This window comes from Rhodococcus sp. GQ147 (assembly GCF_059759155.1).
Map to the genome: position 1 here is coordinate 119,167 of NZ_JCAXDU010000008.1, position 23,515 is coordinate 142,681.

Consider the following 23,515-nt stretch of genomic DNA (forward strand, 5'->3'; position numbering starts at 1 on the left):
ATGACTGCCTGCGTCACTGGAGATGGGGAGACGGAATGGGGAAGTTCCTGGGACCGGGCCTGGGTAGCGTGGTCGTCGGTGCCGTACTCGGCGCCGTGGCGGTCTTCGGCGTAACGGCCGCTGTGCAGGAGAATTCGCGCCCTCAGATCGATCGCAGTGGCAACGCCGATTCGTCCCTCCTGAACCAGGTTGAGTACGGCAGCCGCTGACGGCGCCGGCAACGCTTCGAGTTCACGCACGTACCGAGGCGAGACGGAGCTCCCGTCCGCCGAACCGCTGTCCCGCCGGTGGCTGTACGCAGTCACCGCGGTGGCGGTGGTCCTGTCCTTCGCCCAGGTTCCGGGCCTGGTCGTCGCCGACACCAAGTACGACCTGACGCAGAACCCGATCGGATTCCTCACGCGCGCCGCTCACCAGTGGAGCAGTGTGGCGCCGCTCGGGCAGGTGCAGAACCAGGCGTACGGCTACTTCTTCCCGCACGGCTCGTTCTTCGCCGCGGGTCAACTGCTGCACATCCCCCCGTGGATCACCCAGCGGGTGTGGTGGGTGCTGCTGCTCGTCGCCGGATTCTGGGGTCTCGTCCGCCTCGCCGAAGCCCTCGGTATCGGGAGCCGTAGCTCCCGTCTGATCGCGGCGACGGTGTTCGTGCTGTCCCCGCGCGTCCTCACGACGCTCGGTTCCATCTCGTCGGAAGCACATCCGATGATGTTGGCGCCGTGGGTGCTGCTGCCGCTGGTGCGGTATCTGAACACGCAGAATCCGGGCTCGGCCCGCCGGCTCGCCGCGCAGTCCGCCGTGGCGGTGGCGCTCATGGGCGCGATCAACGCGGTCGCGACCGCCGCGGCCTGTCTCGTCGCGGCGCTGTGGTGGGCCGCGCACCGTCCGAACCGGCGCTGGTGGCGCTTCACCCTGTGGTGGCTGCCGCTGTGCGTCGTCGCGGTGACCTGGTGGATGGTGCCGCTGCTGCTGCTCGGTCGCGTCAGTCCGCCCTTCCTCGACTTCATCGAATCGTCCGGTGTCACCACCGAATGGACGTCGCTCGCCGAGGTGCTGCGCGGCACCAGCAGCTGGACGCCCTTCGTCTCCCCCGAACGCATCGCGGGCGCCGTGCTCGTCACGCAACCGGCCGCGGTCCTCGTCACCGGCGCCCTGGCCGCGGTCGGTCTCGCCGGTCTCGCGATGCGGTCGATGCCCGCGCGCGGTCGTTTCACCCTGATCCTCGTGGTGGGTCTCGTCGGCATGGGCGTCGGTTACGTCGGCCAGCTCGACTCGCCGTTCGCCGAGCAGGTCCGGTTGTTCCTCGACACCGCCGGTGCGCCGCTGCGCAACGTCCACAAGCTCGAGCCGCTCGTGCGACTGCCGATCGTGCTCGGGATCGCGCACCTACTGCGCGCCGTTCCTCTGCCCGGATCGGTGCCGTGGACGCGTGCCCGGAACGCCTTCGCGCATCCCGAACGCAATCCGATGGTCGCGGTGACGACGCTGATCCTCGTCGCGATGACGCTCGCGACCTCACTCGCGTGGACCGGGCGGCTCGCTCCGCGCGGCGCTTTCGACGAGGTCCCCGAGCACTGGCACGCCACGGCGGCCTGGCTCGAGGACAACACGAGCGAGCGCGGCGAACGCGCCCTCATCGTTCCCGGCGCGCCGTTCGGCAGCCAGATGTGGGGGCTCACCCGCGACGAACCGCTGCAGGCACTCGCATCGACGCCGTGGGCGGTGCGCGACGCCGTCCCGCTCGTGCCACCCGGCGCCATCCGTGCCCTCGACGCCGTGCAACGCGACATCGCCGAGGGCCGCCCGTCCGACGGTCTCGCCGCGACCCTGCGCGGTCAGGGCATCGGCTTCCTGGTGGTGCGCAACGACCTCGATCCCGACACCTCTCCCGCCGCGCGACCGGCACTCGTGCATCGCGCGCTCGACGGTTCGCCGGGCATCGAGCGGGTCGCCGAGTTCGGTGACGACATCGTCTTCGACAACCCCGACGACTTCGTCACCGACGCCGACCTGCGACCTGCCTATCCGGCCGTGGAGATCTACCGCGTCGCCGAACCCGCCGCGGCACCCGTCGGTCCCTACGTCGTGGACATCGCCGACGTGCCGGTCGTGCAGGGCGGCCCCGAAGCGCTGCTGCGCCGCAACACCGCGCAGCCCGAGTTCGTCGGTCCCACGCTCCTCGCCGCCGACGCGGCCCGCGCGGGTCTGCCCGTCGACGAGGTGACGGTCACCGACACCCCGACGGACCGCGAGACGGACTACGGGCAGGTCGACCATCATTCGTCGACGATCCGGACCGCCGACGACCCGCGTCGCACCCACAACGCCGTCCCCGACTATCCGGTGCCCGACACCGAACTCGTCCGGGCCGAATGGGAAGGCGCCCGCATCAGCGTGTCCAGCGCGGCGTCGGATGCCACCCAGCTCGGTGGCACGTCGGTCGCAAGCAGCCCGGCCGCGGTGGTCGACGGCGATCCGACGACCGGCTGGCACAGCAACGGACTCGAATCGGCGATCGGCCAGTGGCTGCAGCTCGACCTCGACCGGCCGATCGAAGCGGGTCTGCTGCACCTGACGACCAGCTCCGGTGCTCTCGGCGATCCCGTCAAGTGGCTCGAGGTGTCCACCGACCGGGGCAGCACGGCGGTGCGCGTCGACGAACCGGGACGCGAACAGACGGTCGCGCTGCCGCTGGGCACCACCTCGTGGATCCGCATCACGTCCGTGCACACCGAACGCGGCACGGTCGGCAACCAGTTCGGTCTCACCGAGGTGGTCGTCGAGGACTTCACCGACCGGAACGAACCACGCCCGATCGACATCCGTCGCCGCATCGTGGTGCCGGGCCCGGTCGAGGACGCCGCGGTACGCGGATGGCAGCTCGGCCAGGAATTCCCCGGCCGCGGCAGCTGCGTCGACACCGACGACCGTGTCCGTTGCGCGCGGGGACTCGCCACCTCCGCCGAGGAACCCGGCATGTTCACCCGCACCCTGGACGTGCCGCAGGAGACCTGGGTCCGCCCGGAACTGCTCCTGCGCGCGCGCCCCGGGCCGGCGCTCGAGGACCTCGCGGACCGTTCGGATCGGGTCGTCGCGCGCGGTGACGCCGACGTCGTCGACCTGCATGGCTCGGCGTTCGCCCTCACCGACGGCGACCCGCGGACGTCGTGGACCGCGGAGGAGAGCTCGCTCGAAGCGGGTGCGCCGCGGCCGTCGCTCACGCTGGAGCTTCCTGAGGAACAACGCGTCACGGGATTGGAGATCAGGACGGCGCTGGGAGCGCTGCCGGTCGCGCCGTCGCGGGTCGCGGTGAATCTCGGCAACGGACCGCAGGTGCGCGAACTCGACGGTGACGACACGATCGTCGATCTGACCCCGCACCTCACGGACCGGATCGAACTCACCGTGGTGCACTGGCGCGACACCCTCGATCGCACAGTGCTGGGTTTCTCGAAACTCACCCCGCCCGGGCTCGCCGAGGTGTCGGTGCTCGGCGACGACGGGCCGATCGGGGCACAGGGATCCGTCTACGACGAGACGGTGACCGTCGACTGCGAGCGCGGACCCGTCGTGGAGATCGACGGACGCAGCTACCGCACGTCGCTCACCGCGCGGGTCGCCGATCTCGCGGCGGGCGTGGAGGTCCCCGCGACACTGTGCGGCACCGACGTCGTCGGCATGAACCCGGGCCGGGTCGACATCGACGTCGATCCCGGTGCGGCCTTCGTCGTCTCGGGCCTTCGGCTCGACGTCCCCGGTCCCGACGCGCCCGTCGCGGAGCCGACGGAACTCGACAAGGGCCGCTGGACGGAGAACCTGCGCGAAGTGATGGTTCCGGCGGGCGACGAGGACCGGCTCGTGGTGGTGCCCGAGAGCACCAACGTCGGCTGGGTGGCGCGCACCCCGGACGGTGCCGTGGCGACGCCGGTCGTCGTGGACGGCTGGCAGCAGGGCTGGATCGTGCCGGCCGGGCCGGAGCAGACGCTGACACTCGAGTTCGCGACCGACCGCTGGTACCGGCTCGGGATCTTCGGCGGGTTGCTGTTGCTCGTCCCGTTGTTCGCGGCGGCCGTGTGGCCGCGGCGGCGGGTCGAGGATCCGGGTCCGATGCCGCGCACCTGGGGTTCGTCGGTTCTCGCGCTGACCGGTGTGCTGGTCGCCGCGACGCTCCTCGCGGGATGGGCCGGTGCCGCCGTCGCGGTCGCCGGCGCGGTGGGGATCGGTGCGCTCGCGGTGCGCCACGGCCCCGTCCTGGCGTCGCGTGTGCTCGTAGGCACCGCGGGTGGCGCGACGATGCTGGCGATGGCGCTGCTGTCCACCGGGCCGTGGCGATCACCCGACGGATATGTCGGGCACTCGTTCCTGATTCAGTTCGCGGCGCTCGTCGGCGTGGTCACGGTGGGCCTGGCGGCGGTACCGCGCCGGGCCTTGTCCCAGCGGTGGAAGGCGGCCCGCGCCGGCTCCTCGACGAGGGCGTAGCTGACGGACGCGACGGCCAGACTCAGCACGACCGTCACCGTCAGGACGAACCAGAAGTGCCCCGCAAAAGCCGGGATCCCGAAGACGGGGAAGACGATCGACAGCACCGCGAGATGCCAGATGAACACGCCGTACGACCAGCGTCCGACGGCCAGTGCGGCCGGGCTCGCCAGGACGCGGTGCTGCCGGCGCGGTGCGAGGGTCAGCGGGGCGAGCAGGGCGAAGCTCATGATCGCGCCCAGGGCGATCTTGGCGAGATATTCGGTGGGTGCGAGATCGGTGAGCGTCTCCGGTCCGGCCAGCGGGGTGGTGGCGGCAGCGAAGGCGGCGACGGCGATCGCTCCCATCACCGTGCGCCGCGCCGCGAAGCGGTGCATCCACGTCTCGGGGCCGGTGACGAGTTCGGCGAGGATCATTCCCGCCGCGAACCAGGGCAGGTAGCCGGGCAGCCAGTTGGTGTGGTTGATGTGGTCGGGGGTGCCGACCGGTAGCCACGCCCACAGCAGCGACAGTGCGCTCACGGCGAGCAGCAGCGGGACGCGGTAACGGGCGGCGTCCCCGCGCAGCCCGCTCACCGCCAGCGCCAGCAGCGGCAGCACGAGATAGAAGGCCACCTCCACCGACAGACTCCACATCTGGGTGAGGCCCTCGGTGAGGGTCAGTGGGACGAACACTTGCACGAGCGCGAGATTCGACCACCACACCGTCGCGCCGCCGCCCGCGCCGGGCAGCAACCACAGCACCAGGATCACGACGGTCCAGTAGGCGGGGAGGATGCGGGTCGCGCGGGAGAGGAAGTAGCGGGTCGTCGAGGGGGACGGACCGAGCGCGCGGGCCGCGGCGGCGTGCGGTCGCCACAGCAGGAAACCGGACAGGGCGAAGAACAGGGCGACGGCGAGGTCGAACCGCGCCCACACCAGGCCGATCACTGAGTCGTGCACCGCGCCGGTCTGGAACGCGACGTGGGTGATCAACACGCCCACTGCGGCGAAACCGCGCATTCCTTCGAGTGCCGGAAGGAATCCGCTCATGCTGCGGTTCCGGTCGGTGGTAGTGGTCATCGGGCACCAGTGTGCCGTGTCGCGGGAGCGGTGGACAGAGCAGGATCACCCGGAACGGGACGATCCCGGCAGCGACGAAGATCGACTACCGATCCATCCCAGCGGCGAGCGGGCGCGCATATTGCCATACCGGGCTGTTAGTGTCTGAGCTCACGTGGTGTTCGCGGGCCGGATGCCAGGCGATCCGTGCAGCCCTGCTGCTGCCGGTGGGGGTACTCGATGACGACCGTTGAGTGAGGAGAAAGCATGGCTGAGCGTTCGAGCTCCGGCCGGATACTGGCAATGATTCTGGTGGGCCTGGGGGCCTTCCTCCTGGTGATCGCGATTCTCGTGCCGACGTACACGCTCGGGAAGCTGAGAACGACACCGCTCGATCTCGAGGTGACCACGGTCGCCGAAGGCACGGGCGACATCCTCAATTCCCGTCAGCTGCTCGCCGGCAACGCGCAGGTCGATCGCGACGTGCCGATCGTCGCGCAGCGCTTCGTCACCGTCGAGGATCCCTCGAACGCCGAGGTCATGACGCTGCAGGCAGGCCAGACCGTGCGACGACTCGACATGCAAGGGGACACGGGCCTGGTCTCGGCCGTCGTCGACCGTCTCACGATCGACCGGAAGACCTCCATGCCCGTCTCGGAGGAGGAGTTCCCGGAGCGCGTGAGCACGATCCAGGTGAGCGCCGACAAGCCGCCGGTGGAGATCGACAACCGCGCCGGACTGCAGTACAAGTTCCCGTTCGACGTCCAGCAGGAGTCGTACCCGTACTACGACATCAACGCTCGCGAGAACTTCCCCATCGACTTCGTCGGTGAGGAGGAGATCAACGGCATGAAGGTCTACCACTTCAGCCAGGAGATCGGGCCGGTCGACCTCTCGAAGGCCGACCCCGAGGTCCCGACCTACAAGCTCAGCCTGCCCGCCTCCACCTGGGGTGTCGGTGAGGGCGACGAGCCGATCACGATGACCCGCTGGTACAACAACATCCGCGACCTGTGGGTCGACCCGGTCACCGGTGTCGTCGTCAAGGGCCAGGAGCAGCAGGACCAGTACTACGCCCGCGAGGCCGACAAGCCCGAGGTGACGGTCCTCAACGTGACGCTGCCGTTCGACGAGGAGACGATCGAGTACCAGATCGGCCAGGCCAAGGACGGCCAGGACACCATCTCGCTGTTCGGCCGCACCCTGCCGATCATCCTCGGCATCCTCGGCGTCATCCTGCTGATCGTCGGCTTCGTGCTCGGCATCCGCGGTGGCGGCAACCGTCGTCCGGCCACCGCGACCGGCGGTCCCGCCCCGGCAGGTCCGGCCACGACCACGGTCGGCCCGGCGCATTCGGGCGGCGCGCAGCGCGATCACACCGAGGACCGCACCGAGGTCATCCCGCGCCAGACCGATCCGAACGCGCAGCAGCGTGATTGGACGACGGATCGAACGCAGGAGATCCCGCGCACCGATCTGCGGAAGCCTCCGACGCAGGAGTGATCGTCCGGTAGACGAACCGAGCCGCCCCTCACCGATCCCGGTGGGGGGCGGTGTCGTTCGCGGGTGACTCGTCGGTGGACGGGGTCACCGCGTCGTCCGTGGACGACCGGGCCACTGCAGCACCGCGCAGAGCGAGCACCGCGACCACCGCGGCCGTCGCGGCGGCCACACCGACAGCGACGGCGATGAACTGCCGCAGGGTCGACGCCACCGTGAACATCAGCACCGCCTCGAGGGCGAGGCCCACCCACGCGACGAGCGCGAGATGGGTACGTTCCCCGGCGATCGCCGACAGCAGCGCGCCCTGCAGGACGGCCAGACACGCGCCCTGCAGTGCGAACAGCCACAGCAGCGACTGCACCGGCCCGTAGGCGTCGCCGACCAGCATCGGGACGATCGGTGCGCAGATCGCCGCGCCGGCGACGAGCACCGCGCCGATCGCGACGAGGACGGTGAGCGCCGACCGCACCGCGGCCGCCGACTGGGCGGGATTCGCCATCCGCGGATAGAGCACCACACCGACCGCCTGCGGCAACCAGAAGGCGACCTTCGTCGCCACCGCCCCCAGCGCGTACAACCCGGCGGAATCGGGATCGAGCAGCATGCGGGCGAGCAGCAGGTCGAGCGACGTGAGCGCGATGAGGGCCAGCTGCACCTGGGAGGCACGCAGCACCGCCCCGGCGGTCGGGACCGGTTCCGTCCGTCCACCCGACGTCCGGCCCACGAGCACACTCGCGGCCAGCGCGACCGCACCCGTGCCGAGCGCCCCGGCGAACAGCGCGGCACCGGGGCCGCCTCCGACGGCGAGCACCGCCACGGCCGGCACCACCTTCGCGACGCCCGCGGCGGACAGGACGACGCTGAGCGCTGCGAACCTGCCCCGGCCCTGCAGCAGGCCCTGTTCGGCGGCGAGGAGGACGAGCAGCGGCGCGGTGACGAGCGACCCGAACGCCCCGCCGACACTCGTGTCGAGCGCCCACGCCACGACGGGCACGAGGAGCATCGCGACGACGATGGCGAGCACGGCGCAGCGGTAACCGAGACGACGCAGCGCCGCGGCGCCGGTGCCGTGCACGGCCTCCCGGGCGACGACCGTCTGCAACGCCAGTGCCGGCACGGCGAGGACGAGCTGCGCGGCGAGCAGGCTCGCGAACTCGCCGTATCCGGCGGGCCCGAGCCAGCGTCCCGCCGGCAGGTGCAACAGATAGGACGCGAGGTTCGCGGTCATCGCGCCGACCGTCACCAGTGTCATGCCGGTGACGGCGGTTCCCGTCGTCGAACCACGAGTGGTCTCGGTTCCCTCCGACGCGGGTCGGGGTGTTCGCGGCATCCGCTCATCCTCCCATCCGGAACGACACCGTATTCTGCCGCCATGTCCCGCCCGGAGTCGTCCCGCATGTCCACGACGGCGGCTCTCCCGGCGGTCTGGTCCCTCGTCCTGACGGTCGCGGTGCTCGGTCCGTTCCTCGTCTCCCCCGGCTACCTGCTCTTCCGCGACGCGGTGAGCACTCCCCGATCGTTCCTCACCGATTCTGCGCTCGGTCTGTCCGACGCCGCCGCCCGCGCGGTGCCGCAGGACGCCCTGCTGGCGTGGGTGAGCACCGTCGTCGACGGTGGTGTCGCGGTCACGGCGCTGCTCGTCGCGTCGTTGTGGGCGGCGGGATGGGGTGCGGCACGGCTGGTCGCGGTGGTGCTGCCGACGAGCGGAACCGGCGCCCGGCTCGTCGCGGCGACGGTCGCGATCTGGAATCCCTATGTCGCCGAGCGGCTGTTGCAGGGCCACTGGAGTCTGCTCGCCGGGTACGCCGCGCTGCCGTGGACGATCTGTGCGGTCGTCGCGATCCGGCGACGGAGACGCGGCGGCTGGGCGTCGCTGGCGGTCTGCCTGGCCGCTGCGGGGCTGACCCCGACCGGTGCCCTGCTGGCGATCGTGACGGCCTGCGCCGTCCTCGTCGCGCCCGGTGGGCGGACGCGGGTGCTGCCGCGCGTGGGCGGCGCACTCGCGCTGGGTGTCGCGGTGTCGTTGCCGTGGCTGATCGCGACGGCGCTCGCCGGTGGCGGCACCGAAGCGGACCCGGCCGGTGTGCGCGCCTTCGCCGCCCGGGCCGAACCACTGCTCGGCACGATCGGTTCGGTGGCAGGGCTCGGCGGGATCTGGAACGCCGAATCCGTCCCCACCTCGCGCACTACCGCATGGGCGCTGATGGGCACCCTGCTGCTGCTCACGGTGGTGGCGTGCGGGGTGCCGGCACTGTGGCGGCGACGTAGGAACTCCGTGATCGTCGCGGTCGCGGTGCCTGCCGTCCTTGCGGTGCTCGTCATCGCCCTCGCCGCGACCGGCCCGGGACTCGCCGTCGGCGAATGGGCGATGGTGAACGTGCCCGGCGCGGGACTGCTGCGCGACACCCAGAAGTGGGTCGCGTGGGCGATGCCCGCCTACGCGCTCGCCGCGGCGGCCGGCACGACCGTCCTCGCCCGGCGCTTCGTGGCGCCCGAACCGGTGTGGGCGGCGGCCGCGATCGCCGCCGTGCTGGTCGCGCTGCCCGACCTGGTGTGGGGTGTGGGCGGGCAACTGCAGCCCGTGCGCTATCCGTTGGGCTGGGAGAAGGTGTCGCAGATCGCCACGGCCGACGACGGCGACGTGGCGGTGCTGCCCGTGGGCATGTTCCGGGTCTTCGACTTCTCCGGGCCCGTACCGGTGCTCGATCCGTCCCCGCGCATGCTGCGCGCCGACGTCCTGCAGACCGGAACCCTGATCGTCGCCGAGGGCAGTGTCGCCGGGGAGGGTCGTCGCGCGGAGGACGTCGAAGCCCTGCTGCTGTCCGGCGCGGATCCGAGTGCGCTCGCCGCCCGCGGGGTGGGCTGGGTGCTCGTCGAGCACGGCACGCCGGGCGAACTCGGTGACGCGCAGAGCACGCTCGGAGCCCTCGAGACCGCTTATCAGGACGAGGATCTGAGCCTGTACCGGGTGGAGGGAGTCACTTCGACCCCGTCACCCCATCGCGCCCTGGCGATCGGGGCGCACGTCGTGTGGCTACTGGTACTGGCCGGCGGCGCTGGCTGCGCGCTCGGGCAGCGGGTCGGCGAGCGTCGACGGCTCGTCGGCGCGCGGGAACAGTCCTGAGACGGTGTGCCCGAAGGTCGTGACGGACAGGACCTCGTGCACGCCCTCTCCCGTGGCCTCCCACGAGAACTCGCCCGCGCGGATGCGGGCCTTGGTGCCGAGCTGACGACGACGGTCGGCGTCGGCGATCAGATCGGCGACGGCGGCGGTCAGTTCGGCGGGCGAGTCCACGAGCACACCGGTCACGCCGTCGATGATCGAGTCGGTCAATCCCTTGGAGCTGCGGTAACCGATGGTGGGCACACCGTGCTGGGCGGCCTCGACCACCGCCAGTCCCCACCCCTCCTTGCGCGAGGGCATCACGTGAATCCAGGTGCGGGAGAGCAATTCGTGCTTGCGCTGCTCGTCGACATGGCCGTGGAAGGTGACGGCGTCGCCGATGCCGAGTTCGGCGGCCGCATCGCGGAGGTTCTGCTCCCACCAGCCGCCGCCGATGACGTCGAGATGCAGACCCGGGACGGTGCCGCGCAGCGCCGCGACCGCGGCGAGGGCGTCCTCGATCTGCTTGTGCGGCACCAGCCTCGAGAGCACACACACGCTCGGGTGGGCCGTGCGCGTGTCGTCGCCACCCACCGCGACACCGGCGGGAACGGCGTCGACACCGTTGCGGACCACCGCGATCCGCTCCCGGTCGACCCCGAGAGCGCGCAGTTCGTCGGCGGACGGAAGGGAGACGGTGAGGTACTGGTTGCGGTGGTGCACGCGCGGCGAGAGCGACGACTCGATCCACCAGCCGAGCTTGGCCATCAGCCTGCCCGCGACCGGCCACTGTTCGCGGTGGCAGTGGTGCACGAGCACCGTGACGGGCGCACCGGCGACGAGCCGGGCGAAGAACGGAATGCCGTTCTGGGTGTCGATGACGGCGTCGGGACGGATACCGGCGAGGGGGCCGACACCGAATCTGCCTGCGAGGATCGCGGCGAGCGCGCGCGGATAGACGGTGAGCCGTCCCCCGCCGCGGCTGACGGTGATGCCGTCGATCCGGTCTCGCTCGGCGGCTCCGGGATAGGAGGCAGTCCGCAGGACGACGCGGACGCCGCGCGCCGCGAGCTGCGCCCCGACCTGTTCGAGATACCGCTCGCTGCCACCACCCTGCGGATGTCCGCTATCGCGCCAGCAAAGCAGCAGAACCTCCCGCACGCGGTGACCCCCTGTATGTCGACTCGACCACCCGGCCGGGCAGATGTGACTCGGACGATGACAGGGACACAGTAGCGGGTGCCGGGCGGCAACAGGTGAGGGACGAGTGTGAGGCCCGCACTAAGGTGACTGGACGTGCCATCGACGACCCGACCCCGCACCGACGTGACCCGGCTGTTCGCCCGCCGCGCCACACTGCGCCGCTCCGTGGGGTTGCTCGGCAGCTTCCGGTTCGAGCAGACAGCACCCGAGAAGTTCTACGGCGGTCTCGCGCGCGACACCGTCGACCTCATCGGCGATCTCTACACGGGTCTGACCGGCGCCGATCTGACGGGCACCACGGTCGTCGACGTCGGCGGCGGACCGGGCTACTTCGCCGACGTGTTCACCGAGGTGGGTTCGCGCTACGTGCCGATCGAGCCCGACCCGTCGGAGATGCACGCCGCCGGCCTGCAGGTGGGCGGCGCGATCCGCGGCTCCGGCCTGGCGCTGCCGTTGCGCACCGGGTCGGTGGACGTGTGCTTCTCGTCGAACGTCGCCGAACACGTCGCGACGCCGTGGGTGATGGCCGACGAGATGCTGCGCGTCACGCGGCCCGGCGGACTGATGGTGCTGTCGTACACCCTGTGGTGGGGACCGTTCGGCGGGCACGAGACCGGTCCGTGGCACGCCTTCGGCGGCGAGTACGCGGCCCGGCGCTACGCGCGCAAGCACGGCAGGGAGCCGAAGAACCGGTACGGGGTGTCGCTGTTCGACGTGGGCGCGAGCGACGGTCTGCGCTGGGCACGTTCGACACCCGATGGCGAACTGCTCGCGGCCTTCCCCCGCTACCACCCGAGTTGGGCGTGGTGGCTCGTGGACGTGCCCGGCGTCCGGGAGTTCCTCGCCAGCAACCTCGTACTGGTCCTGCGCCGACGCTGACCCGTCGCTTAGTGTCGTCGCCATGACCGCATTGGCCCTGGACGTCGGCGGCACCAAGCTCGCCGCGGCCGTCGCCGCCGACGACGGCACCCCGCTCGAAGCCCGATCCGTGCCGGTCCCCCGGAAGGACGTGTGGGGCGCGTGCGCGGGACTGTTGCGGGAGGTCGCGGAGATCGGCGAGGGACCGGTGACCGCCGTGGGTATCGCTGCGGCAGGACCGGTCGACACGAACGCCGGGACGATCGGCCCGATCAACATCTCCGAGTGGAGCTCCGGCTTCGCACTCGTCGACGCCGTGCGTTCGGTGTTCCCCGACGCCCGCGTCGATCCGGTGATGGACGGCGCGGCCGCGACCCTCGCCGAACAGCGCTTCGGTGCCGGACGCGATGTCGCCGACCTGCTCGGGGTCGTGCTCGGCACCGGCATCGGCGGCGGTCTCGTGCTCGGCGGCCGGATCGTGCGCGGCCGCACCGGAAACGCCGGCCACATCGGGCACGTCGTCTCGCCCTACGGCACGACGGTGTGCGCGTGCGGAGGCGTCGGCTGCATCGAGACCGTGGCGAGCGGCCCGTCGGCGGTGCGCTGGGCCCGTGCCCACGGCTGGGAAGGCCCCGACGGTGTCGCGCTGGCCACGGACGCCGAGGCCGGGGTCGGCGTCGCCGCCGCGGCCCTCGAACGGGCCGGGACGGCACTGGGCCAGGTCATCGCGTCGGCAGCAGCACTGACGGATGTGGGACGCGTGGTCGTCGGCGGCGGCTTCGCGCAATCGGGCGGGCACCTGTGGCGGCCGATGCTCGCGTCGGCGGCCCGGCACGCCCGCCTACGGTTCGTGCAGGACCTGCAGATCGTCCCCGCCGAACTCGGCGCACTGGGCACCCTCACCGGCGCATCGATCGTCGCCGCAGGTCACGACTGGATAACCTGATCGGGCACACCCGGTTTTCCGGCCTACCCTGAGGACCACATCGGAGTCCCGGCGGAAACCGGTGAGGTGCCGCCGGGATGCTCTGCGAGCAGATCGGCGGTACCGGATGCGGATTGCTGACATTGTGCGGAACAAGGGCTCGGCGGTGCACACGGTCGAGCCCGACACCACGGTGTGCGAGCTCATCGGCGACTTCGCGCGGTTCAACATCGGCGCGATGGTGGTGTGCGAGGGCAAGACCGTCGCCGGGATCGTCACCGAACGCGACGTCGTACGCGCCCTGCACGAACGCGGACCGTCGATCCTCGCCGCCCCGGCACACGAACTGATGTCGCGGACGGTGACGACCTGCCTGCCCACCGATTCGGTCGACAGCCTCGCTGAGACCATGACCGAACAACGGATCCGGCACCTACCGGTCGTGGTGGACGCTCGGCTGGTGGGGATCGTCAGTATCGGCGACGTGGTCAAGAGCCGCATCGACGAACTACAGACCGAACGCGACCAGCTCGCCTCCTACATCCACGATGGTGGCTAGAACTGATCAGTTCTCGCCGGTCGCGGCGTCGTCGGGAGCGGTGTCGCCGGTGGCACTCTCCTCTGCGGCACCGCCCTCGGTGGCGCTCGGGCGATCGAGGATGCTCACGCTCATCCCGTAGGGCAGGAACCGCACCGAGCGTCGCGGGTCGGTGTTGCCCTTGAGCGTGCGCAGCGCGTCGAGTTCGGTGCGATGGACCTGGTCGACGCGGGCCACGCCGTCGTCCTCGGTGGTGTAGACGACCCAGACGCCGTCGCCCTTCTCACCGGTGGTCTCGGGCCGCGGCTGCGTGCGCGTCGGCGCCACCGGCGGTTCGAGGAAGGAGAAGATACGGTCCTTCAGTTCCCGCAGTTCCTCACCGGCTTCCCGCACCACGCGGTCGAGATCTTCGGGGTCGAACCCGAACGGATTGTTCTCCGCCATGACATGTCTCCTGACCGTTGGGCACCCTCCAGTGTGGTGACGGTCGCCGATTCGCGCCACCCGGCTCCTCCCCCGCCCTACGGTGCAGTCGAGGGAGGAAGGAGACGTCCATGGTGAACGACACGGATCTGCAGCATCTGCGGCGGTGCGTCGAACTCGCGGAGGAGGCGGTCGCGGCAGGTGACGAGCCGTTCGGGTCGGTGCTCGTCGACGCGGACGGCACGGTCCTGGCCGAGAACCGCAACCGCATCGCCGGCGGCGACCGCACCCGGCATCCCGAGTTCGCGCTCGCGCGGTGGGCGGCCGAACATCTCGAACCCGACCGGCGTGCCGCCGCCACCGTCTACACCTCCGGTGAGCACTGCCCGATGTGCGCGGCCGCGCACGGCTGGGTGGGCCTGGGGCGGATCGTCTACGCGGCGTCCTCCGAGCAACTGGTCCGGTGGCTCGGCGAGATGGGCGTGCCGCCGGCACCGGTCCGTCCGCTGCCGATCCGCGAGGTCGTGCCGGAGGCCGTCGTCGACGGGCCCGTTCCCGAGTTCGAGCAGGAGATTCGGCTCCTGCACCGTCGCTGCCATCTCGGGGATCGAGCCTTCCCATCCCGTCCGGTCTGGTCACCCCCTGGTCAATAGTTGTAACGTGTTCTAGTGTTCGAGGTCACACGAATGCGGCCGATACACGAGCACAGCCAGGTGAGGAAGCGACATGACCGACTACGACAAGTTGTTCATCGGCGGCCGATGGGTGGCACCGTCGACCGACGAGAGACTCGAGGTGTTCTCCCCCGCCACGGAAGAGCGCGTCGGTTCCGTGCCCGTCGCGGGACCGCAGGACATCGATGCCGCGGTGTCCGCCGCCCGCACGGCCTTCGACGAAGGCCCGTGGTCGCGCACCACCCCGAGCGAGCGCGCCGAGATCCTCGGCAAGGCAGCAAAGCTCATCGAGGAGCGTCGTGCGGAGATCGGCGCCTCGCTCACCGCGGAGATGGGCCAGCCGCCGGCCTCGGTCGAGATGATGCAGCTGACGTCGGGCCTGGCCACACTCGACTACTATGCGGGGCTTGCCGATTCGTTCCCATGGACCGAGGAGCGCACCGGCCTGTTCGGTCGCAGCCGCGTCAGCCGCGAACCCGTCGGCGTCGTCGCCGCCGTCATCGCGTGGAACGTGCCGCTGTTCCTGATGCTCAACAAACTCGGACCCGCCCTGCTCGCCGGATGCACGGTGGTCCTCAAGCCCGCTCCCGAATCGCCGCTGACGACGAACGTCCTCGCCGAGATCTTCACGGAGGCAGGACTTCCCGAGGGCGTCCTCTCACTCGTGCCCGGCGGCGCCGAGACCGGCGAGTACCTGGTCTCGCACCCCGACGTCGACAAGATCACCTTCACCGGTTCGACGGCCGTGGGTCGTCACATCGGGGAGATCGCCGCGCGCGGACTCAAGCGCTGCTCACTCGAACTCGGCGGCAAATCGGCAGCGATCATCCTCGAGGACGCCGACCTCGACTCGACGATGCCGATGCTGGTGATGTCCGGCCTGATGAACACCGGTCAGGCCTGCGTCGGGCAGACCCGCGTCCTCGCGCCGCGGTCGCGCTACGACGAGGTGATCGAGAAGATGACCGCGACCGCGGCCTTCTTCCCCGTCGGACTGCCCGATACCGAAGGCGCACAACTCGGTCCGCTGATCTCCGCGAAGCAGCGCGATCGCGTCGAGTCCTACATCGCCAAGGGCAAGGAGGAAGGCGCGCGTCTCGTGCTCGGCGGTGGTCGCCCCGAGGGCATCGAGACGGGCTACTTCGTCGAACCGACGATCTTCGCCGACGTCGACAACTCCATGACCATCGCCCGCGAGGAGATCTTCGGACCCGTCATCTGCGTGATTCCCTACGACAGCGTCGACGAGGCCGTGAAGATCGCCAACGATTCCGACTACGGCCTGGCCGGTTCGGTGTACACCACCGACGTCGAGAAGGGCCTCGAGATCGCCTCGCGCGTGCGCACCGGCACGTACGGAATCAACTGGTACGCATTCGATCCGGGTTCACCGTTCGGCGGCTACAAGAACTCCGGTATCGGCCGCGAGAACGGTCCCGAGGGCGTCGAGGCGTACTGCGAAACCAAGTCGGTGCTGTACCCGCTCGGTTACGAGGGCTGATCCCGGAAAAAGGGGAGGATATGTGCGTTCTCGACGGAGAACTCGCACATATCCTCCCCTCTTTCGTGTTTCGGGAGGACGCGACCTCAGATGTACATCGCGGGATCGATGTACGTCGTCGGATCCACGAGCGGTTCGTGCTTCTTGCGGGACCGGACGGTCGCGGGGATACCCGTGGCGATCGAATCCGCCGGCACGTCGTGGGTGACCACGGCGTTGGCGCCGATCGCGCTGTCGTCCCCGATCACCACCGGGCCGAGGACCTTCGCCCCCGCCCCGACGGTGACCCGGTTGCCCAGCGTCGGATGACGCTTCTCCTTCGCCAGCGACCGGCCGCCGAGCGTCACGCCGTGGTAGAGCATCACGTCGTCGCCGATCTCGGCCGTCTCTCCGATGACCACGCCCATGCCGTGGTCGATGAAGAAGCGCCGGCCGATGGTCGCACCGGGGTGGATCTCGATGCCGGTGAGGAACCGGGTGAACTGCGCGAGGATCCGCGCAGGTCCCTTCAGGGCGGGCACCTGCCACATCCGGTGCGCGATGCGGTGCGACCAGATCGCGTGCAGCCCCGAATAGACGATGGCGTTCTCCGCGTCGCTGCGCGCGGCCGGATCGTGGCCGCGCGCCGACTGCAGATCCTCCCGGAGAGTGTGCAGGATACCCACGACGGCGATCAGTCCCGGATGTGCTCGAAGAGCGGGGTGGAGATGTAGCGCTCGCCGAAGTCGGGAACGACGACGACGATCAGCTTGCCGACGTTCTCCGGACGCTTCGCGATCTCGAGTGCAGCCCACACGTTGGCGCCGGCCGAGATGCCTCCGAGGATGCCCTCGTCGGTGCCCAGGCGGCGGGCGACCTCGATGGCGTCGTCGAACTTCACGTCGACGATCTCATCGTAGATCTCGCGGTCGAGGACCTCGGGCACGAAGTTCGCGCCGATGCCCTGGATCTTGTGGGGGCCGGGCTCACCGCCGGTGAGGATCGGCGAGTCGGCGGGCTCGACACCGACGACCTTCACGTCGGGCTTGCGGTCCTTGAGGGTGCGGCCGACACCGGTGAGCGTGCCACCCGTGCCGATGCCCGCGACGAAGATGTCGACGGCACCGTCGGTGTCGTTCCAGACCTCTTCACCGGTGGTGCGCTCGTGGATCTCCGGGTTGGCCGGGTTGCCGAACTGGCGGGCCAGGATGGCGTTCTCGGTGTTCGCGACGATCTCCTCGGCCTTCGCGACGGCACCCTTCATGCCCTCGGAGCCGGGGGTGAGGACGATCTCGGCGCCGTAGGCGCGGAGCATCACGCGACGCTCGGTCGACATCGTCTCGGGCATCGTGAGGATGACCTTGTAGCCGCGCGCAGCGCCGACCATGGCGAGCGCGATACCGGTGTTGCCGGAGGTGCCCTCGACGATGGTGCCGCCGGGCTTCAGCTCACCGGACTTCTCGGCGGCGTCGACGATCGCGACACCGATGCGGTCCTTGACGCTGTTGGCCGGGTTGTAGAACTCGAGCTTCGCGGCGACGGTGGCGCCGGCTCCCTCGGTCAGACGGTTGAGCTTGACGATCGGGGTCCGTCCGACCAGCTCGGTGACGTTGTCGTAGATCCTGCTCATGCTCGATCCTCCTCATGGCCACACACGGCGGCTCGGGTCGCGGTCTCGGTCTATTGCACCATTTCGCCGTCATCGGACGACTCGGCGGGCCCATCGATGTACGAACGTATCCGTACGCCGTCGTTATTCCCCGGCGAGTCGGCGTGTCGTCGCCCGGCCCGGCCTCGACGGGTTCGTGCCCCGCGAGATTTCGGACCGGCTCGACCGGGTTTGCCCGGCCACCGAGCACGGGTAGCCGACCATATGAGTCGTCACGATCTTCCCGTCCCCGATTACGACGAACTGGCGCCGGGCACGCTCGCGCCGAGGATCCGTGCACTCGACGAAGCACAGTGGACGATCACCCCCGCTACGGCACGGTGTCGCCGAACAGACGCCGAAACGCGGAAGATCCTGACTAGACCGAACACCGAACACCGAACACCGAACACCGACCCGAGCATCGGAGCATCCGAGCAAGGAGACGACCGTGGTCGACTTCAACAGAGTCGTGCAGAACGCGAGCCGAGTCGTGGAGAACGCGAACAGGGCGATCGACGACGCCGGTCGCTCGGTGGGCGGATTCGTCCGGCGCGCCGTCGACCGGCCCGTCGACGCTCGGAAACCGCAGACGGTGACCGTCGCGGCTCCGCGCGCACAGGTCATGCAGTTCTGGCGCGATCCCGAGAACCTGAGCAGAGTCTTCGGCGACCACGTCCGGGTGGAGACGGTCGAAGCGAACCGGCTGCGCTGGACCTGGGAGAGCCCCGGCGGGACGACGACCTGGGACACCCGCGTCGACGTCACCTCGGAAGGACTCGCGTTCGTCGGCGAGGACGACGCGGACACCCCGGGTCCGCGCGTAGTGCTCGCGGTGTCCGACGCGCCCCGGGGCGGCACCGAGATGACCCTGCGCGCCGAGGTTCCCGTCCCCGATCTCGTCACCGGCGCCCTGACCTTCACTGCGCTCTACCGTGCGCGGGCTCTCATGCAGACCGGTGAGATCCCCACCCTGCAGGGCAGTCCGAGTGCCCGTGCATCGGAAGGAGACGCGTGATGCGAGCCCTGTGCTGGATGGGGGCGAACGAGTTGTCGGTGGAGACGGTCGACGATCCCGGCCTGGTCAACCCGCACGACGTGATCGTGGCGGTCCGCCTCACCACGACCTGCGGGTCCGATCTGCACTTCCTCGGCGGGTACCTGCCGGGGATGCGGGAGGGCGACGTGATCGGCCACGAGTTCATGGGCGAGATCGTCGACACCGGCCCGGAGGTGACGAACGTGCGGGTCGGCGACCGGGTGGTCGTGCCGTCGTTCATCGGATGCGGGAAGTGCCCGTACTGCGCCGACGGCCTGCACGCGGTGTGCGACACCACCAACCCGAACGCCGCGATGCAGCAACCCGTGCTGGGCTATCCCACCGGCGGAATCTACGGCTACACCCATCCCTTCGGCGGGTACCAAGGTTCGCACGCCGAGTACATCCGCGTGCCCTTCGGCGACGTCAACTGCTTCCAGATCCCCGACGGTGTCGGCGACGAACAGGCCCTGTTCCTGTCGGACGCGGTACCGACGGGCTACATGGGCGCCGACTTCTGCGACATCACCCCGGGCGACACCGTGGCGGTCTGGGGCGCCGGCGCCGTCGGTCTCATGGCCGCGGCAAGCGCGAAGATCATGGGCGCCGACAGGGTGATCGTGATCGACCGTTTCCGAGACCGCCTCGACCGCGCCGCGAAGAAGGTCGGCGCCGAAACCGTGGACTACGCCGAGGTCGACAGCGTCTACGAGACGCTCCGCGAGAGCACCGGCGGACGCGGACCGGACGCCTGCATCGACGCTGTGGGCATGGAGGGTCACGGAACCGGCGTCATGCAGGCCTACGACAAGGTCAAGCAGGCGCTGCGGATGGAGAGCGACCGCGCGACCTCTCTGCGCGAGGCGATCCTGTCCTGCGGCAAGGGCGGAGTCGTGTCGGTGCTCGGCATCTACGGTGTCACCGACAAGTTCCCGATGGCGGTGCTGACGAACAAGAGCTTGACCCTGCGGACGGCGCAGCAACATGGCCAGCGGTACGTGCCCACCCTGTTCGAACACGTCCTCGAGAGCAGGTTGGACCCGAGTTGGCTCATGACGCACGACCTTCCGCTCACCGACGCGGTACGCGGCTACGAGATGTTCAAGAACAAGGAGGACGACTGCCTGCGCGCGGTCTTCCGCCCCTAGGTCGTCACCGGTCGGATTTCTTCAATACGAGCGCACGGTCGGCGTCCGACACTGGCGCCATGACGAATTCGGTGAACCCCATCCCCGAGGGATACACCTCCCTCACCCCCTTCCTCGTCGTCGACGGTGCCTCCCGCGCGATCGACTTCTACTGCGACGCGTTCGGAGCGACCGTCGTCGAGCGGATGGACGGCCCCGACGGGACGGTGATGCACGCAGAGCTCGACTTCGACTACGGCCGACTGCAATTGAGCGATCCCCATCTCGGCATCGGCCTGCACGCGCCGAGCGGAACGAACGACGTCGACCATTCGTACGTGCTGTACTGCGCGGACGCCGACGCCGTGTTCGCGCGGGCCGTCGCCCTCGGTGCCCGGGTGTTCGAGGAACCGTCGACCTTCGTCACCGGCGACCGGTTCGCGTCGATCCTCGATCCGTTCGGTCATCGGTGGGCCGTGATGACGCGGGTCGAGAACGTGCCCGCGGAGGAAGCAAAGCGACGGCTCGACGAGTGGGCGGCAACGCAGAACGCGTGAGGTGTAAAGCAGTTGCCCACGGAGCACCCTTCGGTGCACGCTGACTAGGATCTTCCTCCCGGATGTTCCGTACGAGAGCCGGGGGGATCAGTGTTCGACAAGAGGCGTGCGCAGAAGCGATTCGACGACGGCGTGATGGCCCTGGGCTATTTCGTCAAGGGAAGGTGACAGCGCACGGACTGCGCCGTCGCCCGGCAATGCCCCCACCAGTGCCGCACACTTCCGACCGATACGACTCGAACCACGCACGAGACGACCCGCTCGCCGACGGAAGTAGTTGCAGTGCATCGTGGAACTACGTCACCGGTCGGCGTGGCACAACCGAGATATCCGCTGTGAACGATTTCCCGGATTTCACCCCACAGACGGCGAATGCCGCCCCCGGGAAACCGGGAACGGCATTCGTCGTCGTGTACGGACTCAGCCGAGGCGCTGCTTGAGGGCCTCGAACTCGTCGCGGATGCCCGAGGGCACCTTCTCACCGAGGAACTCGAACCACTCGGCGATGCCGTCGATCTCGGACTTCCACTCCTCGACGTCGACCTTCAGGGCCTCGTCGACGTCGGCGGGATCGACATCGAGACCGTCGAGCGTGAGGTCGGCGGCGCTGGGCACGTAGCCGATCGGCGTGGACTGCGCGCCGGCCTTGTGCTCGATGCGGTCGACGATCCACTTGAGCACGCGCGAGTTCTCGCCGAAGCCGGGCCACAGGAAGCGGCCGTCGTCGCCGCGACGGAACCAGTTGACGTAGAAGATCTTCGGCAGCTTGTCCTCGTCGGCGTTCTTGCCGAGCGTGATCCAGTGGTTCAGGTAGTCGCCGGCGTTGTAGCCGAGGAAGGGCAGCATCGCCATCGGGTCGCGACGGACGCTACCGACCTTGCCCTCTGCCGCGGCGGTCTGTTCGGACGACAGGGTCGCGCCGAGGAAGGTGCCGTGCTGCCAGTCGAAGGACTCGCTGACGAGGGGCACCGTCGTCTTGCGGCGGCCACCGAACAGGATCGCGGAGATCGGCACACCCTGCGGGTCGTCCCACTCGGGGGCGAGGATCGGGCACTGCGACATCGGGGTGCAGTAACGCGAGTTCGGGTGCGCGGCGTTGGTGCCGGACTCGGGGGTCCAGTCGTTGCCCAGCCAGTCGGTGAGGTGCGCCGGGGTCTCGCCGCCGATGCCCTCCCACCAGATGTCGCCGTCGTCGGTCTTCGCGACGTTGGTGTAGATGGTGTTGCCGGCCTCGATGGTCGCCATCGCGTTCGGGTTCGAGTCGGCGCTGGTGCCCGGCGCGACGCCGAAGAAGCCGAACTCGGGGTTCACGGCGTAGAGGCGGCCGTCCTTGCCGAAACGCATCCACGCGATGTCGTCGCCGAGGGTCTCGGCACGCCAGCCCGGAATGGTCGGCTGGATCATCGCGAGGTTGGTCTTGCCACAGGCCGACGGGAACGCCGCGGCGATGTAGTAGGCCTTCTCCTCGGGCGAGATCAGCTTGAGGATCAGCATGTGCTCGGCCAGCCAGCCCTCGTCGTGCGCCATGGCCGACGCGATGCGCAGCGAGTAGCACTTCTTGCCGAGCAGGGCGTTGCCGCCGTAGCCGGAGCCGAAGCTCCAGATCTCACGGGTCTCGGGGAAGTGGGTGATGTACTTCGTGTCGTTGCACGGCCACGGGACATCCTGCTGACCGGCCTCGAGCGGCGCACCCACGGAGTGCAGCGCCTTGACGAACGGACGGTCGGTGCCGAGCTTCTCGAGAGCCGCGCTGCCCATGCGGGTCATGATGCGCATCGAGACGACGACGTACTCCGAGTCGGTCAGCTCGACGCCGAGCTTCGGGTCCTCGGCTCCGAGCGGGCCCATGCAGAAGGGCACGACGAAGAGGGTGCGTCCGCGCATGCTGCCGCGGTACAGCTCGGTCATCGTGGCACGCATCTCGTCGGGGTCGACCCAGTTGTTGGTCGGGCCCGCGTCGATCTCGTTCTTCGAGCAGATGAAGGTGCGCGACTCGACGCGTGCGACGTCCGACGGATCGGAATTGGCCAGGAACGAGTTCGGCTTCTTCTCGTCGTTCAGACGCGTGAAGGTGCCTGCCTCGACCAGCTGAGAGGTCAGACGGTCCCATTCCTCATCGGATCCGTCGGCCCATACGACACGATCGGGCTGGGTGAGCTCGGCAATCTCCTGGACCCAGGCAAGCAACTCGGCATGCTGGGTCGGGAGCTTGTCGTCGGTACCGTTCAAACCGGGAATGGTCGCTGAGGTCATCAAAACTCTCCTGGGGTGTGCCCGGAACCGGGATCCCACCTCCGACCTGCACGTTCTTCTGTGCGGACGAGGGCAGACCCGGGCTTGCCCCTCTCGGCAGGGGTACCACCTACTTCGTCCGTGGCCGAACAGGCGAAGTAGGCGCCGGATGTCCTTTTCATAGAGGTTAACGTCGGAATGCCGACCGGCGGCACTCGGGGCCGGTCGGAAATCTCACAGAAACGATTCAGAACTTGCGCACAATACCGTCCCCTCCCCCTGCTGCGCAGCCGGATATGAATCACTTCGACTCTTCTCCGTGGTGTACGTCGTATTCAAGGCTACCTGTGTCCAGTCGACTCCACCGACCCGATCCGTCGAGCTCGCGACAGTATTCCCACACGCCGTAACGGCCGTCGTCCGCGATCACCGAGAGGCGATCGCTGCTGCCGTCGAGATCGGTGTCGGTGGCCACCACCAGACCGTCGCCCCAGTCGCCACCGACTCCCCAGTGCTCGGTATCGGCGACGACCGTCTCGGCGGCGCCGTCTCCGTCGAGGTCGGTCGTCGGGGCGAGCTCGTCGGCCCAGGCGGCCAACTCGGACGGATCGAACCCGGACGGATCGAAGGGATCGGTGAACGGCTGGGGTGTGCCACCCGAGCCGGCGAATTCGGCCATCGTCTCCCCT

20 protein-coding genes are annotated in these 23,515 nt (G+C 69.4%); 12 read left to right on the plus strand and 8 right to left on the minus strand.

The window, feature by feature from the left end; genetic code table 11:
* The first annotated feature begins 35 nt into the window (after positions 1–35).
* Both AC6CID_RS11685 and AC6CID_RS11690 read left to right on the plus strand, forming a co-directional pair.
* The gene (locus tag AC6CID_RS11685) at positions 36–209 is read left to right on the plus strand and encodes a DUF2613 domain-containing protein (RefSeq protein ID WP_006552672.1); all 174 of its coding nucleotides are present in this window, start codon (positions 36–38) and stop codon (positions 207–209) included.
* Positions 190–4,476, plus strand: a complete 4,287-nt coding sequence (locus AC6CID_RS11690; RefSeq protein ID WP_498353988.1) for an alpha-(1->3)-arabinofuranosyltransferase — start codon at positions 190–192, stop codon at positions 4,474–4,476. Before AC6CID_RS11685 ends, AC6CID_RS11690 begins: the two co-directional genes overlap by 20 nt.
* Here AC6CID_RS11690 and AC6CID_RS11695 read toward each other — a convergent pair.
* Positions 4,365–5,537, minus strand: coding sequence for an acyltransferase family protein (locus AC6CID_RS11695; RefSeq protein ID WP_397518082.1), 1,173 nt, complete (start codon positions 5,535–5,537; stop codon positions 4,365–4,367). The genes AC6CID_RS11690 and AC6CID_RS11695 overlap by 112 nt on opposite strands.
* Positions 5,538–5,783: 246 nt before the next feature.
* On the opposite strand from AC6CID_RS11695, the gene pgfA reads away from it, so the two are divergent.
* Positions 5,784–7,019 (plus strand): cell envelope lipid trafficking protein PgfA, encoded by a 1,236-nt coding sequence (gene pgfA / locus AC6CID_RS11700; protein WP_072740554.1) that lies wholly within the window; start codon positions 5,784–5,786, stop codon positions 7,017–7,019.
* Positions 7,020–7,047: 28 nt separating this feature from the next.
* Here pgfA and AC6CID_RS11705 read toward each other — a convergent pair whose 3' ends face one another.
* Positions 7,048–8,349 (minus strand): lipopolysaccharide biosynthesis protein, encoded by a 1,302-nt coding sequence (locus AC6CID_RS11705; protein ID WP_019290885.1) that lies wholly within the window; start codon positions 8,347–8,349, stop codon positions 7,048–7,050.
* 42 nt (positions 8,350–8,391) lie between these two features.
* On the opposite strand from AC6CID_RS11705, the gene AC6CID_RS11710 reads away from it, so the two are divergent.
* Positions 8,392–10,143 (plus strand): MmpA family trehalose lipid delivery protein, encoded by a 1,752-nt coding sequence (locus tag AC6CID_RS11710; RefSeq protein WP_039585005.1) that lies wholly within the window; start codon positions 8,392–8,394, stop codon positions 10,141–10,143.
* Here the strand turns inward: AC6CID_RS11710 and AC6CID_RS11715 are convergent.
* Positions 10,054–11,283, minus strand: a complete 1,230-nt coding sequence (locus tag AC6CID_RS11715) for a glycosyltransferase family 4 protein (RefSeq protein ID WP_064061927.1) — start codon at positions 11,281–11,283, stop codon at positions 10,054–10,056. The two genes, AC6CID_RS11710 and AC6CID_RS11715, sit on opposite strands and share 90 nt — an antisense overlap.
* Positions 11,284–11,448: 165 nt before the next feature.
* On the opposite strand from AC6CID_RS11715, the gene AC6CID_RS11720 reads away from it, so the two are divergent.
* The 3 genes from AC6CID_RS11720 (at position 11,449) to AC6CID_RS11730 (ending at position 13,667) form a co-directional block, all read left to right on the plus strand.
* Positions 11,449–12,204, plus strand: coding sequence for a class I SAM-dependent methyltransferase (locus AC6CID_RS11720; RefSeq protein WP_006552681.1), 756 nt, complete (start codon positions 11,449–11,451; stop codon positions 12,202–12,204).
* Between the two features lie 22 nt (positions 12,205–12,226).
* Positions 12,227–13,129 (plus strand): ROK family protein, encoded by a 903-nt coding sequence (locus tag AC6CID_RS11725; RefSeq protein WP_006552682.1) that lies wholly within the window; start codon positions 12,227–12,229, stop codon positions 13,127–13,129.
* A gap of 106 nt (positions 13,130–13,235) precedes the next feature.
* On the plus strand, positions 13,236–13,667 hold the full coding sequence (locus AC6CID_RS11730) for a CBS domain-containing protein (protein WP_024102052.1): 432 nt from the start codon (positions 13,236–13,238) through the stop codon (positions 13,665–13,667).
* Positions 13,668–13,673: 6 nt separating this feature from the next.
* Here the strand turns inward: AC6CID_RS11730 and AC6CID_RS11735 are convergent, their stop codons facing one another.
* Positions 13,674–14,090 (minus strand): Rv0313 family protein, encoded by a 417-nt coding sequence (locus AC6CID_RS11735; protein WP_006552684.1) that lies wholly within the window; start codon positions 14,088–14,090, stop codon positions 13,674–13,676.
* Positions 14,091–14,200: 110 nt separating this feature from the next.
* On the opposite strand from AC6CID_RS11735, the gene AC6CID_RS11740 reads away from it, so the two are divergent.
* A complete protein-coding gene (locus AC6CID_RS11740) occupies positions 14,201–14,722 on the plus strand; it encodes a nucleoside deaminase (RefSeq protein WP_498353989.1) in 522 nt (173 codons plus the stop codon).
* 73 nt (positions 14,723–14,795) lie between these two features.
* On the plus strand, positions 14,796–16,244 hold the full coding sequence (locus AC6CID_RS11745) for an aldehyde dehydrogenase (RefSeq protein WP_006552686.1): 1,449 nt from the start codon (positions 14,796–14,798) through the stop codon (positions 16,242–16,244).
* Between the two features lie 86 nt (positions 16,245–16,330).
* On the opposite strand, the gene epsC is transcribed toward AC6CID_RS11745, so the two are convergent.
* Both epsC and cysK read right to left on the minus strand, forming a co-directional pair.
* Positions 16,331–16,909, minus strand: coding sequence for a serine O-acetyltransferase EpsC (epsC, locus tag AC6CID_RS11750; protein WP_006552687.1), 579 nt, complete (start codon positions 16,907–16,909; stop codon positions 16,331–16,333).
* Between the two features lie 8 nt (positions 16,910–16,917).
* Positions 16,918–17,853 carry a cysteine synthase A gene (gene cysK / locus AC6CID_RS11755; protein ID WP_024102055.1) on the minus strand — a complete coding sequence of 312 codons (936 nt, stop codon included), beginning with the start codon at positions 17,851–17,853 and terminating at the stop codon, positions 16,918–16,920.
* A gap of 469 nt (positions 17,854–18,322) precedes the next feature.
* Between cysK and AC6CID_RS11760 the strand changes: the two genes are divergently transcribed.
* The 3 genes from AC6CID_RS11760 to AC6CID_RS11770 are packed head-to-tail and all read left to right on the plus strand — an operon-like array spanning position 18,323 to position 20,594.
* Positions 18,323–18,889 (plus strand): SRPBCC family protein, encoded by a 567-nt coding sequence (locus tag AC6CID_RS11760; RefSeq protein WP_006552689.1) that lies wholly within the window; start codon positions 18,323–18,325, stop codon positions 18,887–18,889.
* Positions 18,889–20,058, plus strand: coding sequence for a zinc-dependent alcohol dehydrogenase (locus AC6CID_RS11765; RefSeq protein WP_498354002.1), 1,170 nt, complete (start codon positions 18,889–18,891; stop codon positions 20,056–20,058). The genes AC6CID_RS11760 and AC6CID_RS11765 overlap by 1 nt, the downstream gene beginning before the upstream one ends.
* 59 nt (positions 20,059–20,117) lie before the next feature.
* Positions 20,118–20,594 carry a VOC family protein gene (locus AC6CID_RS11770; protein ID WP_039585008.1) on the plus strand — a complete coding sequence of 159 codons (477 nt, stop codon included), beginning with the start codon at positions 20,118–20,120 and terminating at the stop codon, positions 20,592–20,594.
* A gap of 420 nt (positions 20,595–21,014) precedes the next feature.
* Here the strand turns inward: AC6CID_RS11770 and AC6CID_RS11775 are convergent, their stop codons facing one another.
* Positions 21,015–22,847, minus strand: coding sequence for a phosphoenolpyruvate carboxykinase (GTP) (locus tag AC6CID_RS11775; RefSeq protein ID WP_006552694.1), 1,833 nt, complete (start codon positions 22,845–22,847; stop codon positions 21,015–21,017).
* Between the two features lie 280 nt (positions 22,848–23,127).
* On the minus strand, positions 23,128–23,505 hold the full coding sequence (locus AC6CID_RS11780) for a DUF6802 family protein (protein WP_006552695.1): 378 nt from the start codon (positions 23,503–23,505) through the stop codon (positions 23,128–23,130).
* Positions 23,506–23,515: the final 10 nt, after the last annotated feature.

Bases quoted from the DNA above. Each gene is read 5' to 3' on its own strand.
- AC6CID_RS11740 (WP_498353989.1), top strand. From the start codon at position 14,201: ATGGTGAACGACACGGATCTGCAGCATCTGCGGCGGTGCGTCGAACTC.
- AC6CID_RS11770 (WP_039585008.1), top strand. From the start codon at position 20,118: ATGACGAATTCGGTGAACCCCATCCCCGAGGGATACACCTCCCTCACC.
- AC6CID_RS11710 (WP_039585005.1), top strand. From the start codon at position 8,392: ATGTCCCGCCCGGAGTCGTCCCGCATGTCCACGACGGCGGCTCTCCCG.
- AC6CID_RS11685 (WP_006552672.1), top strand. From the start codon at position 36: ATGGGGAAGTTCCTGGGACCGGGCCTGGGTAGCGTGGTCGTCGGTGCC.
- AC6CID_RS11730 (WP_024102052.1), top strand. From the start codon at position 13,236: ATGCGGATTGCTGACATTGTGCGGAACAAGGGCTCGGCGGTGCACACG.
- AC6CID_RS11745 (WP_006552686.1), top strand. From the start codon at position 14,796: ATGACCGACTACGACAAGTTGTTCATCGGCGGCCGATGGGTGGCACCG.
- AC6CID_RS11695 (WP_397518082.1), bottom strand. From the start codon at position 5,537: ATGACCACTACCACCGACCGGAACCGCAGCATGAGCGGATTCCTTCCG.
- AC6CID_RS11705 (WP_019290885.1), bottom strand. From the start codon at position 8,349: ATGCCGCGAACACCCCGACCCGCGTCGGAGGGAACCGAGACCACTCGT.
- pgfA (WP_072740554.1), top strand. From the start codon at position 5,784: ATGGCTGAGCGTTCGAGCTCCGGCCGGATACTGGCAATGATTCTGGTG.
- cysK (WP_024102055.1), bottom strand. From the start codon at position 17,853: ATGAGCAGGATCTACGACAACGTCACCGAGCTGGTCGGACGGACCCCG.
- AC6CID_RS11775 (WP_006552694.1), bottom strand. From the start codon at position 22,847: ATGACCTCAGCGACCATTCCCGGTTTGAACGGTACCGACGACAAGCTC.
- AC6CID_RS11725 (WP_006552682.1), top strand. From the start codon at position 12,227: ATGACCGCATTGGCCCTGGACGTCGGCGGCACCAAGCTCGCCGCGGCC.
- AC6CID_RS11780 (WP_006552695.1), bottom strand. From the start codon at position 23,505: ATGGCCGAATTCGCCGGCTCGGGTGGCACACCCCAGCCGTTCACCGAT.
- AC6CID_RS11765 (WP_498354002.1), top strand. From the start codon at position 18,889: ATGCGAGCCCTGTGCTGGATGGGGGCGAACGAGTTGTCGGTGGAGACG.
- AC6CID_RS11735 (WP_006552684.1), bottom strand. From the start codon at position 14,090: ATGGCGGAGAACAATCCGTTCGGGTTCGACCCCGAAGATCTCGACCGC.